Source organism: Pseudomonas sp. FP2300, assembly GCF_030687595.1.
GTDB lineage: Bacteria > Pseudomonadota > Gammaproteobacteria > Pseudomonadales > Pseudomonadaceae > Aquipseudomonas > Aquipseudomonas bijieensis.
Map to the genome: position 1 here is coordinate 5016338 of NZ_CP117440.1, position 12270 is coordinate 5028607.

At 52.8% G+C, this 12270-nt stretch carries 12 protein-coding genes and 3 tRNA genes; 10 read left to right on the forward strand and 5 right to left on the reverse strand.

Annotation, left to right across the window (positions count from 1 at the left end):
* The first annotated feature begins 133 nt into the window (after positions 1-133).
* From PSH86_RS22110 to PSH86_RS22135, 6 genes are all read left to right on the forward strand, one after another.
* Complete coding sequence (locus PSH86_RS22110; protein WP_305490383.1) at positions 134-1003, forward strand: DNA-binding response regulator; 870 nt, start codon at positions 134-136, stop codon at positions 1001-1003.
* 318 nt (positions 1004-1321) lie between these two features.
* The gene (locus tag PSH86_RS22115; RefSeq protein WP_163857427.1) at positions 1322-2350 is read left to right on the forward strand and encodes a zinc-binding dehydrogenase; all 1029 of its coding nucleotides are present in this window, start codon (positions 1322-1324) and stop codon (positions 2348-2350) included.
* Positions 2351-2381: 31 nt separating this feature from the next.
* A complete protein-coding gene (locus tag PSH86_RS22120; protein WP_109754424.1) occupies positions 2382-3056 on the forward strand; it encodes a dihydrofolate reductase family protein in 675 nt (224 codons plus the stop codon).
* Positions 3056-3709 (forward strand): HAD family phosphatase, encoded by a 654-nt coding sequence (locus tag PSH86_RS22125; protein ID WP_109754425.1) that lies wholly within the window; start codon positions 3056-3058, stop codon positions 3707-3709. Before PSH86_RS22120 ends, PSH86_RS22125 begins: the two co-directional genes overlap by 1 nt.
* Before the next feature lie 5 nt (positions 3710-3714).
* Entirely contained in the window at positions 3715-4317 is a 603-nt protein-coding gene (locus PSH86_RS22130) for a DUF1349 domain-containing protein (RefSeq protein ID WP_109754426.1), read from the forward strand.
* Between the two features lie 89 nt (positions 4318-4406).
* Positions 4407-5531 (forward strand): sugar MFS transporter, encoded by a 1125-nt coding sequence (locus PSH86_RS22135; protein ID WP_305484928.1) that lies wholly within the window; start codon positions 4407-4409, stop codon positions 5529-5531.
* Between the two features lie 64 nt (positions 5532-5595).
* Here PSH86_RS22135 and PSH86_RS22140 read toward each other — a convergent pair whose 3' ends face one another.
* Positions 5596-6027: an Lrp/AsnC family transcriptional regulator gene (locus tag PSH86_RS22140; RefSeq protein ID WP_060741195.1), complete on the reverse strand. Its 432-nt coding sequence runs from the start codon at positions 6025-6027 to the stop codon at positions 5596-5598.
* 197 nt (positions 6028-6224) lie between these two features.
* Between PSH86_RS22140 and PSH86_RS22145 the strand changes: the two genes are divergently transcribed.
* From PSH86_RS22145 to PSH86_RS22160, 4 genes are all read left to right on the forward strand, one after another.
* Positions 6225-6938, forward strand: a complete 714-nt coding sequence (locus tag PSH86_RS22145) for a YitT family protein (RefSeq protein ID WP_109754428.1) — start codon at positions 6225-6227, stop codon at positions 6936-6938.
* A gap of 100 nt (positions 6939-7038) precedes the next feature.
* Complete coding sequence (gene amrS / locus PSH86_RS22150; protein ID WP_305484931.1) at positions 7039-8523, forward strand: AmmeMemoRadiSam system radical SAM enzyme; 1485 nt, start codon at positions 7039-7041, stop codon at positions 8521-8523.
* The gene (locus PSH86_RS22155) at positions 8520-9665 is read left to right on the forward strand and encodes a PLP-dependent aspartate aminotransferase family protein (protein ID WP_116833168.1); all 1146 of its coding nucleotides are present in this window, start codon (positions 8520-8522) and stop codon (positions 9663-9665) included. The genes amrS and PSH86_RS22155 overlap by 4 nt, the downstream gene beginning before the upstream one ends.
* A gap of 62 nt (positions 9666-9727) precedes the next feature.
* Complete coding sequence (locus PSH86_RS22160) at positions 9728-10984, forward strand: PLP-dependent aminotransferase family protein (protein ID WP_305484936.1); 1257 nt, start codon at positions 9728-9730, stop codon at positions 10982-10984.
* A gap of 66 nt (positions 10985-11050) precedes the next feature.
* On the opposite strand, the gene PSH86_RS22165 is transcribed toward PSH86_RS22160, so the two are convergent.
* The 4 genes from PSH86_RS22165 to PSH86_RS22180 form a co-directional block, all read right to left on the reverse strand.
* Positions 11051-11683: a LysE family translocator gene (locus PSH86_RS22165; RefSeq protein ID WP_109754432.1), complete on the reverse strand. Its 633-nt coding sequence runs from the start codon at positions 11681-11683 to the stop codon at positions 11051-11053.
* A gap of 250 nt (positions 11684-11933) precedes the next feature.
* Positions 11934-12009 (reverse strand) — tRNA-Gly (locus PSH86_RS22170).
* Positions 12010-12012: 3 nt separating this feature from the next.
* Positions 12013-12088, reverse strand: a tRNA-Glu gene (locus PSH86_RS22175).
* A 104-nt stretch (positions 12089-12192) separates the two neighbouring features.
* Positions 12193-12268: transfer RNA gene (locus tag PSH86_RS22180), tRNA-Gly, on the reverse strand.
* Between the last annotated feature and the right edge of the window lie 2 nt (positions 12269-12270).

Sequence of the window (12270 nt, forward strand, 5' to 3'; positions counted from 1 at the left end):
GCGCTCGCCAGCATTGCGTGGCAAGGGATGACGCTAAAAGATCGAATTTTTATAAAAATTTATTCGGCGAAGTGATAGCACAGTGACAATACTGCTAGCTAAAGGGCAGAAAGAACCTGTGAGTAGTCGTCCTATGGCGTCAATCCCGACTGAAAAGCCGAAGCTGTTATGGTTCGATCTGACTCATGATCGGTCCACCCAGGAACTCGTCGCCCAGTTCCAGGACGCGTGCGACTGCACGCTGGCAAAAAACGCCATGCTGCCCAGCGGGGGACAGGTCGACATGATCTGCATCCACTTCGATCGCCCGGACACCCCAGGCCTGCGGCGCCTGCTGGAGATCAAGCGAACCGTTCCCACCATCCCCATCACCATGTTCACCGTGCAGCACTCCGAAGAACTGGCGGTATGGGCCATGCGCTCCAGCGTCTGGGAATACATGGTGTTGCCCCTGTCTGTCGCCGAGAGAAAGCGCTACCTGACGGCCGTGATGCAACTGTGCGAGCTGCGCCGCACTGCCAATGGTCGGGGAAAGACCTCGCAGATCGATCACTCCCCAACCCTGCCCGACAGCATCCGCCTGACCGCAGGACACCAGAAGCACCAGGCCCTCAGCCACATCATGCTGTACATCGACCAGCATTTTCGCGAAAGCATCGATCAGCGCGATCTGGCCAAGCGCTGTGGCATGACGACGTTTCGCTTCAGCCGGGTGTTCAAGGAAGCCAATGGGCTCGGCTTCACCGACTACGTGCTGAACAAACGCATGAGCTTTGCCAAGGAACTGCTCGACAACAGCCAGATGCCCATCACCAGTATCGGTTATGAAGCAGGCTTCAAGGACCCATCCTACTTCGCCCGCGCCTTCAAGCAATACGCCAATTGCACCCCCAGCGAATACCGTCTCGCGTACCAGATGCGCAGTGCAAGTCCTGCTGCGCCGCCTCCGGATGAGGCGGCCCTGGAAGCGATTGAAAACCTGGTGCATAGCCTTGAGGGATAAAAGGGGCCCTCACTTCCTTTAGTTCCATTGTGCCCGCGCACTTGTATCCAAATAATAAAATTCGCACCCGCCAGATTAGAAAAAACAATACATCCCCCATATTTACGGCGCCTGGGCCGCCAAGCTGAAACAACATGAATCATCATGTCGTTATCGGTAATTCTTTTTAGACTGAAACCAACTCTGCCAGCCTTGCATAATGCCGGCCGTTTCCAAATGGATTAACAGGTTTCGTCCGTGGACCGCTCCAGGTACAGCGGAGCGAGTTCTCTAGTTGGCATGCTTTATCCAAAAATCAAATAGAGCGCTGATGTATATATGAAGGCAATCAGTTTAGTGAGCGCGCAAAAGTTGAGCTTGGTGAGTCTCGACGAATTCAAAACGCTGCCCGCCGATGGTGTAGAAATAGAAATCGTCCTGTCCGGCATCTGCGGAACAGATTTGGCGGTATTGTCAGGGCGCGAAGAAGGACAGGTGGGAATCGTTCGTGGTCACGAAGCGGTCGGCGTCGTTGTCAATGTAGGAACAGATGTTACCCGCACGCGTAAAGGTATGCGCGTGGTTGTAGACCCCAATGAATATTGCGGCAATTGTGCGTACTGCAACTCAGCCAAAACCCATCTATGCAGTGGTGGTTCAAATGCGGGCCTGAACATCGCCGGGGTCAACAAGCACGGTACATTTGCAGAGCGATTTATCACACACGAGCGTTTTGTACACGGCATCCCGGACGACATGAGCTGGGAAACAGCCGTCTTGATTGAACCCGTAGCGTGCATCTTGAACAACATCGAGCAGGCGTCCATCAAGGCGGGAGATCGGGTGCTGCTTCTGGGATCGGGCCCAATGAGCCTGGTCGCACAAATACTCTTGCGCGGCATGGGCGTCCATACCCGTGCGACCGATTTGAACACCTTTCGAATTGAATTCGGGCACTCCTTGGGTTTGGACATCGTTCATCCCCGGGACCTTGAGTGCCTTGGGCCAAACCAAGAAAAATTTGATGTCGTCATCGATACCGTGGGTAATCAGCTCGAAACCGCCGCCAGTAGAGTCAGCCGAGGCGGCAGGATTGTCCTGTTCGGATTTAACGGGGACTACAAATACTCGCTTCCTGCAAAGCATTTTCTGGTCAATGCCATCAGCATCATTGCCGCGGGCGAATACAACCAGCACTTTCCCCTGGCGCTGCGTATTGCCCATAGGCTTCCAGAACTTGGAAAACTGGTCACCCATCTCTATCCCCTGGAAGCGTATTCAGCAGTCTTTGACAGTTTGTTGAATGATCCTTGCGCCCCCACGATAAAAAGCGTCTTCACACCCAATCCCAAGCACCTGTCACGCTAAAACTCACAAGTACTCCAAGTGGACTCGCCTTATGAAAGTTACTGTATTTAGTCAGATCTCCATTGACGGCAAACTGACGCTCGGCAATGAAGCATCGAGCAAACCGCTTTTCCAGCACTTCGACGATGAGGACATGCGTTTTATTCACAAATTCCGTGGGGAAGTCGATGCGATCATGGTCGGGCGCAACACGATTATCACCGACGATCCCCAATTGACCAATCGCTACGGGAGTGGTCGCAACCCGGTTCGCATCATTCCGACGACATCGCTGAACTTTCCAGCGTCGGCAAAAATTCTAAGTTCTCCCGAGCGAACGATCATCGCGACCACAGAACAGGCTCGTGACCACGAGATGATCGAGCAAATCCGCGCCCATGGTAAAGAGGTACTTTTTGCGGGCAGCGCACGCGTCGATTTCAAACAGCTTTTCCCGATGCTGGAAGCCCGCGGAATAAATCACATCATGGTCGAGGGTGGCGGCCAACTGAATTGGCAGGTATTCAACCTCGACTTGGTCGACGAAATCATGCTCATGCAACTCCCCATCATTATTGGTGGAGCGGACACCACTACGCTAATAGATGGCGAAGGCTTTCAAGATATTGAAATGACCAAATCATTCAAGCTGCATGAATTTGAAGCACGCTCGAACTATAACTTTCTGCATTTCAAGCGCGCCCCTAAACAGCAGAGCGCACATTGATGCGGGCTATTCAAGGCTTCATTTTTGATATGGATGGCGTTCTGGTTGACAGTGAGCCCGTCTATATGAAACAGGAAAGAGACGCTTATTCGCGTCATGGCGTAGTGCTCGATGAGGCAGAACTGTCACGTTTTGTAGGCACTACGCAGCGTCATATGTGGAGTACCATCAAAACCGAATACGGGCTTGCGGATTCCCTGGACTGCCTTATGACGGAGCATCATCGGCAGTTAATGGAGGTGTTACATTCAACCCCCTTGCCTCCCATGCCAGGGGTGACAGAACTTCTCGATGCATTAAAGAAAGCAGGAATACCCTGTGCAGTCGCCTCCTCTTCACCTCGAGAACTCGTTGAACTGATTTTGCGTAACGCCGGGCTACGAACTTTTTTCAATGAAGTCGTTTGTGGCAATGAGGTTAAGCACAGCAAGCCAGACCCCGAGATTTTTCTCATGGCCGCCAAGCGCTTGGGTATTGCGCCCTCTTCCTGTGTGGTGATTGAAGACTCCGCCCATGGCGTGGCGGCGGCAAAGGCCGCCACCATGTTTTGTATCGGCTTGCTCAACCCCAACTCTGGGCGGCAGAACCTGAGTGCGGCGGATTTATGCGTGCACCAGCACAGTGAAATAAGCCATTGGTTTTCCGGGCGATAAAAAATATGAAAACACTGAACATTTCAGACTGGACCTGGATTAACGTACCCGAGCGATCGACCATCAGCGATCGGGAAATAATTATCCACACTTCGCCCGACACTGACTTCTGGCGAGGCACTTACTATGGCCTGGAGTATGACAATGCACCGGCCATCGTGGTTGCAAGCCAGGAACGCTACTGGACATTGAAAGCCAAGGTATCCTTTTCCTCAGATACCTACTTTGACCAATGCGGCCTTCTTATCTATCAAGATAAAGACAACTGGATGAAAAGCGGCATCGAGTATCAGAAAAACGGTTTTCAACAACTGTTCTCTGTCGTGACCAACAATGGTTTTTCGGACTGGTCCATGGCTGACTTCGATCGTGTCACCCAGACCATGTATTACCGACTGAGCCGAAGAGGCAGTGACTTCCTCCTTGAAAACTCCGTTGACGGGAAACAGTTCTGCATGATGCGGATGTTCCACTTGTTTCATGCAGAAGAACTTGTCCAATTCGGTTTCTTTGCCAGTAGCCCAGGCGATTCATCTTTCGCAGCACATTTCTCAGAGATTGAATGGACTGAAGGCTGTTGGAAAGAGCACGGCGCTCCACGTTTCTAATCTCAAGAGTTCTATACCTGATGCTGTCTGCGCTCACCCCTAGTCGCCACGCGCTCTACGCTTGTTATGCCGCCATGATGTGTCTGGCCATGGCACTCAATTTTCTGCCGGTCTATCTGACCACGTTCAGTGATGCCTTCGGCCCCTCGTCAGGGCTGACAACGGAGCAACTGGGACGAATTCCCGCAGTCATGTTTCTCAGTTTCATAATCGCCATTTTGATCACCGGGCCATTGGCAGACAGAGGGAACGCCAAGCTGATCATTCTCTCTGGACTGATGACCACTGCAGCAGGCCTGGGCCTTGTGGCTTTCGCCCCCTCCTATGCCTTCCTGCTACTGGCCGTTGCCATCATGGGTTTCGGTGCGGGTGTGCTGGATATGATCCTCAGCCCCATTGTCGCAGCCCTACAACCCGAACGCCGGAGTGCCGCCATGAACTGGCTGCATTCGTATTTCTGCATCGGCGCGGTAAGTGCCGTGCTGATCGCAAGCATTGCGTTGAAGTGGGATATTTCATGGCGCATGGTTGCCCTGGGCTTGATCATTGCCCCGCTTGCAACCTTTCTATTGTTCATGCGATTAACCTTGCCGCCCTTGATACAGGAGCACGTGCAGCGTGAATCCATGCCCACGCTTATCAGGCAGCCCTATTTCATTGCCTGCATGATCGCGATCTTCCTGGGTGGGGCTACGGAAACGGGTCTGTCCCAATGGCTACCCGCCTTTGCTGAACAAGGGCTGGGCTATTCGAAAGAAGTGGGTGGCTTTGCGCTTGCCGGTTTTTCAGTGGGCATGGCCCTCGGGCGCATGGCCGCCGCCTTGCTGCACGAGCGAATACCCGCCGTTTCACTGATGCTGGGCTGCTGTGCCGTTACCGTCGTCCTGTTTTTCGTGATCAGTTTTGCCCCCAACCCCGCAATCGCGCTAACCGCCGCCATCGCCGCAGGCTTCTCAGGGAGTTGCCTGTGGCCAACGATGCTCGCCATTTCGGCAGATGCCTACCCTCAAGGTGGCGCAACCATGTTCTCTGTGCTGACTGCTGCGGGTAATGCCGGGTGCAGTCTGATTCCATGGCTCGTGGGGATTGTTTCAGCGCATTCGAATTTGCACATCGGTTTGTTGACGGTCACTCTCTGCCCCGCCGCCATGATGCTCTTACTCGTATGGATGTCTCGCTGGCCGCATAGGCTTGCCCATCCGTCCCGGAATTAGCCATGGCCGGGGAGCGACCTTGTCGATCGACCACTCCCCAACCCTGCCGGACAGGCGCCCCGACTCACGGGGCGAGCTTTCTTCTCTCGATAGGAATGGACAGGACAATGCTGGTACGCGTCTCTCCGTACGCATTGATTTTCGCAATGATGTCCTCGATCTCAGCCATGGATCGGGCGTAGATCCGGATCAGATAGGAATCGTTTCCCGTGATGTGCAGGCACTCGACGACTTCGGGTATGTCGGTGAGTGTCGCGATCAATTTGGCTTTCGCCGGCTTGAGGGTGGTGATGCCGACAACAGCCGATATGCCATACCCCAGCTTGGTTGGATCTAACTGAGCGCAATAGCCCTTGATGACCCCTGAGTCTTCCAGTTTGCGCAACCTGTCATTGGTGGCAGGAATAGAAAGACCCGCGTGCTTGGAAAGCTCTGTGATGGAAATGCGACCACAGTCCTGTACCTTACCCAGGATTTTGACGTCTATACGATCCATGTGCGTTTTCCCCGGTTAAAAGTATAAAATTTAATGAAAAGCCCGCGTTTTTCATTAAAAAAAGCATGCACCAAAATAAAGCATGGCGCTAGTCTATTTCCAGCCTGAAAAACCTGAAAAGAACCGGGCAATCAATAGCCCTGCTCTTTAGCGTGACGCACTCATAATAAAATGTTCTCTCCAGGGATGGTGTTCGCATGGAAGATGAAAAAATAAAGTGTGGAAAAAAGTCATACTCTTTCGCCCATTACATTGGCACGCAAGTCCTAAGTCTTCGCAGCTTCAAGAAGGATCAGGTCCTGATGTACCTGACGGGTGTCTGTTTCTTTTCGCTGGGTGCCAAATGTTTCATCATCAGTCAACTGGGTACCGACCCATTGGACGTCCTGATCATCTCGATCGATAAAATACTTATGCTTGGCATGGGCATCTGCTCGGCGATCGTATCCCTCTTCTTCCTGACATGGTGGATGCTCTGGAACAAAAAATACCCGCCGATAAGTCCCTTCGTTACAACTACGCTGACAGGCCTGTTGATTGACCTCTGGACAGGGTTGGGACTCGGAGAGTATTTGATCGCCAGAATGAATGAGTACACGTTATTGGCGACGGGACTGATCTTGTGCGCCTACTCTTCCGCATTGATCATCATGAGCGGTATTGGCATCAGAATCATGGATCTCGTGGTACTGACCATGGTCTCCAAATGGGGCTGGTCCTTCACCAAAGCCAAAATGATCATTGAAATTGGCATCTTTTCCAGTGGTTGGCTGTTAGGCGGTCCCTTCGGTGTGGGAACGATTGCATTTCTGTTAGTGATCGGCCCGCTTATTCAACCCTTCATGAATATGAATGCCAAGCGCTTTTCACTCAAGAATCATGGATTGATTCGCGCTTCGTCCGCTTACTAATACCTATGAAGATAACTGCCATCCATGGCGGCTGAATTGTTTCGCCTCGACTTTTTTAACCGATGATATCGATAGCAACTTCCGTGATGAGGAGTGAGAGATGGACACTACAAAAAATAAAAACTGGACCTTGGAAAGCAGCCCGGCAAAACTGGAAGAAATCCTTCCAGGGGGCGCCGTCAAGTGTCATCTTTCCCCACGAAACTGTGTCATACAGGAAGGCAAGGTAGGTTTTTGCAAAGTGCGCGGAAACCGAGGCGGCAGACTCGTTACATTGAACTACGGCAAAGGCGTTCATAGCACAGAAGAAACGATTGAAACCGAAGCCGTTTTCCACTTCGCTCCTGGGGAGCGAATCCTGTCCCTGGGCAATATCGGTTGCATGCTCAACTGCGGCTACTGCCACAACTGGAAAACCTCACAAGCCAAGTATGTAACCGACAAGGATGTTTACTACTACACCCCTGAGCAGGTTGTGGAAACCGCACTCAAGCACGGAATACGTGTCATTTCCTGGACGTATAACGATCCCGTTGTCTGGCATGAATTCATCCTCGACACGGCGAAGCTGGCCAAGGAAGCGGGCCTGATCAACCTGTATAAATCGGCGTTTTTTATCAGTGAAGAAGCCATTGATGAGTTATTGCCGGTCATCGATATTTTTTCGATTTCGCTGAAATCCATTTCCCCGGAGTACTACCGCAAGGTCACAACCGGCTGGGTAGAGCCAGTCCTGGCCGGCATCAAGAAAGTCTATGACGCTGGCAAATACGTTGAGGTCAGTACCTTGATGGTGACCGACATCAGCGACGACGAGGAGACGGCCAGGAAAATCAGCCAGTGGGTACTCGATGAACTGGGCCCGAATGTACCGCTGCACTTCGTCAGGTTCCACCCCGACTACAAAATGAGCAACAGCATCCGTACCCCCGTGGACAGGCTGCTCAAGGCACGGGAGGTGGCTCGCAGCATGGGCGTCGAGCATGTCTATCTGGGCAACGTGAATGATGTCGAGGGCACCAATACCAGCTGCAACAACTGTAACGCCCTGCTCGTCACCCGCTACGGTTTGAACGCTGAAATCATCGGGCTGGACAGCAAGGGTTGCTGCTCTCAATGCGGGCACGATGCGCATTTCAAATTACTGGGCGAACACCAAGCCAACATCACTGTCGAGCTGCCAGAGGATGAACTGAGCGCTCACGAGAAGCGAAAGTTCGAGTGGCATGGGGATATCGTGTCGCTGCACGCCCAAGTGCTCAATACCGAAGATTTCGAACAGACCGTCTACCTGCGGCGTAATTATACGGACAGGCACAACAGCGATTGGAAATCACTGACGCTGCGGCCGCATGAAAGCTATCGATTCATTATTGCCAAGGCTCGCATCGATGAAACCGGTCCTGAGGTCTGGCTACCCAAAGGGGTGAATTCGAATCTTCATGAAGTATTCGACAGGGCTCACTTCCCGACAGAGTCGATTGAAGAAATTGGTATTTCGCAAAATGACATTACCCCGACCATTGGTTATGAGGGCAAGCAAAACATGTATGAACAAGTCATCAAACTGGTCAGCCAAGCATGAAAGTGTCGACTGAAATACTTCATATCAAGGTGGATGACCGGGACGCCCGTCCTTCGGTAACGCCCATTTATCAGTGCAGCGCTTTCAGCGCTGACTCGGCCTTCTTCTACTCAAGGAAGGCCAATCCCAATGTGACTGAACTGGAGCAGGTTGTCGCGTCCTTGGAGGGCAGCGAATATGCCCTGGCCTACAGCACCGGGATGAGCGCCATCTACATGGTGTTGGAACTGTTGAAACCGGGTGCTTCGCTGGTCATCAACAAATACATCTATGGCTGCTCTTATAAATTGTTCCAGCGGTATGCGGCCCGCATCGGCGCGCACCTGACGATTCTGGATCTCACCACACAAGAGGGGCTGAAGGCCTTGCCGGCGAACGTCGACATGGTCATTTTCGAAACACCGACCAACCCTTTCCTGAAGGACATTGATATTCATGCGGTCAGCAGGGCCGTCAAGCAAAACAACCCCCAGGCGCTGGTGGTCGTTGACAACACCTGGGCCACGCCGATCTTCCAGAAACCGTTGAACTTTGGCGCCGACATCTCACTGTACAGCGCAACCAAATACTTCTCTGGACACAGCGATGTCATGGGCGGCCTGGTTCTGGTCAACAATCAGACGATTTATAACCGTCTCCTTGAGGGTCGCTTTTATTCGGGCACGATATTAACCCCCAATAGCGCATGGTTGCTGCGCAGAAGCATGCAGACGTTCAACCTGCGCATGGAGAAACACAGCCAGACCACAGCAAGCATGCTCAACTATCTGCGCGAGCTGCCTTTTATTGAGCATGTCTATTACCCACGAATCGACGGCAAACAATTAACCGGTTATGGCGGCATCGTGTTTGTTGATATTCGGCCCGATCTGGTTCCCTTCTACAAAACATTCACCAGCGCGCTCAAATGGTTCGGCACGGGCACGGGAATGGCTTGCGTGACGTCGATGGTCGCCCAGCCCTTCAGTGGCAGCCATGCCTCGATGACGGACCAGGAAAAAGCGGACATGGGCATCGAGAAAGGCCTGGTCCGATTGTGCTTTGGCCTGGAGGACCTGGAAGACCTCAAGGAGGACCTGCTGCAAGCATTCGAAGCCATGGAGCACAAGATCGATCAAGAAAGCTCTGTCGATCCGGCCTAGCGAGTGTCGATCATGAGCAACGGGCCTTCGATGGCTCGTTGCTTTTTTATGGAGAAACGAAAGTGTCCAGCGCATTCGAAAACACGATATTCGAAGACCCCATCCTGAACGTCATCCACCTTCTAAACTCCATCGCCCAAGAAAACCCAGCGGCCATTTCATTGGCCTCCGGTCGCCCTGATGATAAGCAGTGCGACCCTTCGCTCATCGACAGGGGCCTGGCCCGATATAAACACCACGTTGCCGGCACCGAGCATTCGCTGGCGACGCTGCTTTGCCAATATGGAAAAACCTCTGGAATCATCAATGAAATAATCGCCACCTATTTGCAGGTGGATGAAGGGATAACCGTTTCCAACCCTGAAAGTATTGTGGTGTGCATGGGTTTCCAGGAAGCCTGCACCTTGACGCTCCTGTCCATTTTTGAAGGCGGCGGTGTTTTGTTAGTGCCTGACCCGGTGTTTTCCGGGATCACGGGTATCGCAAAACTGCTGGGCATAAAAATAGTCCCCGTCCCCATGGCGACTTTTCTCGATCCGAGCGCCCTGCGCAAGATCGTTGAAAACCTTGAATCCCGAGGGGAAAAAACCAAAGCACTCTATGCCGTCCCAGACTTCAGCAATCCGACCGCCGACAGCCTTTCCTGCTACGCCAGGAGCGCCATGCTTTCCTTGGCCAGTGAAAAGAACTTTTTCATTCTGGAAGACACGGCCTACCGCTACTTCAGGTACGAAGGTGATGCCATTGCGTCCATGAAGTCCATCGACAGCAGTCGGGTGTTCTTGCTGGGCTCCTTTGCCAAGTCGATTTTTCCGGGCTTGCGCATGGGCTATGTGGTCGCCCCAGAGGGCCCTGGGGTCATGTCCTTCAGCGGCCGATTGTGCAAGGCCAAAAGCTTGATCACCGTCAACACCCCTGCCCTGTGCCAAGCGGTCGTTGCCGGCTTGCTGATCGAGAACGACTACTCGTTGAAAGGGCTGAACCACCCCAGGGTGTTGTCTTATACGAAGAAAAGAAACCACATGCTTGAATGCCTTGAGCGGGAATTCCCACTCAAGGTCGGCGCCCAAAGAACGGTCAGCTGGAATCATCCGGCAGGTGGCTTCTTCGTCAATGTGCAACTGCCTTTCGTCTTTGGATACTCTGAAATGCGCGAATGCGCCAAGCTGTTCAAGGTGATTGTATTTCCCACCACCTTGTTTTCGCTGATGAATGAGGCTGCCACCCAGGTCAGGCTGTCGTTCAGCAATGCAACAACCTCAGAAATCACCCAAGCGATAAGCCGTTTCAAGGCATACGTCGAGTTCAGGCTGCAATAAAACGTCCTACGGATACCAAGGCTTATACATCGCTCGGCGAGGGATAAGCCTTGTGACTCTCCCGATTCAGGTTCCTGTGGCCAACATGACGCCGGTGGCCACCTGGTAGGCCCCGAGGATGGTGATGGTTGCCCCTGAAAGATAGTTGATCAACCTTAGCTTTGATTGGGCAATCCGCGCCTTGAAAATGGAGGAGAACCCGCTCAACCCCAACCACCAGGCAGCCGAGCCGAGGAATATGCCTGCCACCATCGGCAGCACGGAGTACTGGCTGCCCTGATCACTGGCCATGCCGTCACTCAACGCGGCAAATATCGCGATGAACGACAAGATGGTCATGGGGTTCGACAGGGTCAGGAACAGCGTGGTCGAGTAGGCCTTGAACATATTGGCCCGCTCACCCGCCATGGCGGTCGCGCCACCTTTCGACCGTATTGTTTGATAGCCGATGTAGGCGAGGAACAGCCCACCAACGATACACAACCAAGGTTTAAAACTGATGAGCGTCGCAATGATGGCCGTGATACCCAGGGCGCCGATGAATCCATAGATCGAATCGGCGGTGGCCGCCCCCAATCCCGTCGCGAAACCGGCTCGCCATCCAAGCATGAGACTTCTCTGTATGCACAACAGCCCAATGGGTCCCACGGGGGCTGCAATGCAAAGCCCAATGACCATCGATTTAACAAAAATCAGCATAAGTGCACCTCCAGAATGGGTACTGGAAGGTTAGGAGAAGCGCTTTTTTTTAGGAATGAACTATTAATCTTCCTAAAGGTTTTGCCTTAAGTTTTGTATGAAGTACTCGCGCTTTACCTTCATTATTAAGGAAAAGCACCACAGCCCCCCTCAGACAGCGAAAATCACTGGCTAAAGGCACGTGAGCGCGGAAATGGCTTTTTCACGCGCATAAAAAAACGCCGCTCGATGAGCGGCGTTTTTTTGAATTTGGAGCGGGAAACGAGACTCGAACTCGCGACCCCGACCTTGGCAAGGTCGTGCTCTACCAACTGAGCTATTCCCGCAAATGGCGTCCCCTAGGGGACTCGAACCCCTGTTACCGCCGTGAAAGGGCGGTGTCCTAGGCCACTAGACGAAGGGGACACGCTGCCCGGAACACATGGTGTGTGTTCCAGTGCCCAGATCCGCCTCCGAAGAGTTGGTTCTGGTTTCACTCAGCTTTGCCCGAAAGCAACGCTGTTTAAAATTGGAGCGGGAAACGAGACTCGAACTCGCGACCCCGACCTTGGCAAGGTCGTGCTCTACCAACTGAGCTATTCCCGCAT

Excerpts from the sequence above, each read along its gene's own strand:
- PSH86_RS22140 (WP_060741195.1), bottom strand. The coding sequence starts at position 6,027 with ATGGATCGTATAGACGTCAAAATCCTGGGTAAGGTACAGGACTGTGGT.
- PSH86_RS22155 (WP_116833168.1), top strand. The coding sequence starts at position 8,520 with ATGAAAGTGTCGACTGAAATACTTCATATCAAGGTGGATGACCGGGAC.
- PSH86_RS22165 (WP_109754432.1), bottom strand. The coding sequence starts at position 11,683 with ATGCTGATTTTTGTTAAATCGATGGTCATTGGGCTTTGCATTGCAGCC.
- PSH86_RS22130 (WP_109754426.1), top strand. The coding sequence starts at position 3,715 with ATGAAAACACTGAACATTTCAGACTGGACCTGGATTAACGTACCCGAG.
- PSH86_RS22135 (WP_305484928.1), top strand. The coding sequence starts at position 4,407 with ATGGCACTCAATTTTCTGCCGGTCTATCTGACCACGTTCAGTGATGCC.
- PSH86_RS22145 (WP_109754428.1), top strand. The coding sequence starts at position 6,225 with ATGGAAGATGAAAAAATAAAGTGTGGAAAAAAGTCATACTCTTTCGCC.
- PSH86_RS22120 (WP_109754424.1), top strand. The coding sequence starts at position 2,382 with ATGAAAGTTACTGTATTTAGTCAGATCTCCATTGACGGCAAACTGACG.
- PSH86_RS22115 (WP_163857427.1), top strand. The coding sequence starts at position 1,322 with ATGAAGGCAATCAGTTTAGTGAGCGCGCAAAAGTTGAGCTTGGTGAGT.
- PSH86_RS22125 (WP_109754425.1), top strand. The coding sequence starts at position 3,056 with ATGCGGGCTATTCAAGGCTTCATTTTTGATATGGATGGCGTTCTGGTT.
- PSH86_RS22110 (WP_305490383.1), top strand. The coding sequence starts at position 134 with ATGGCGTCAATCCCGACTGAAAAGCCGAAGCTGTTATGGTTCGATCTG.
- amrS (WP_305484931.1), top strand. The coding sequence starts at position 7,039 with ATGGACACTACAAAAAATAAAAACTGGACCTTGGAAAGCAGCCCGGCA.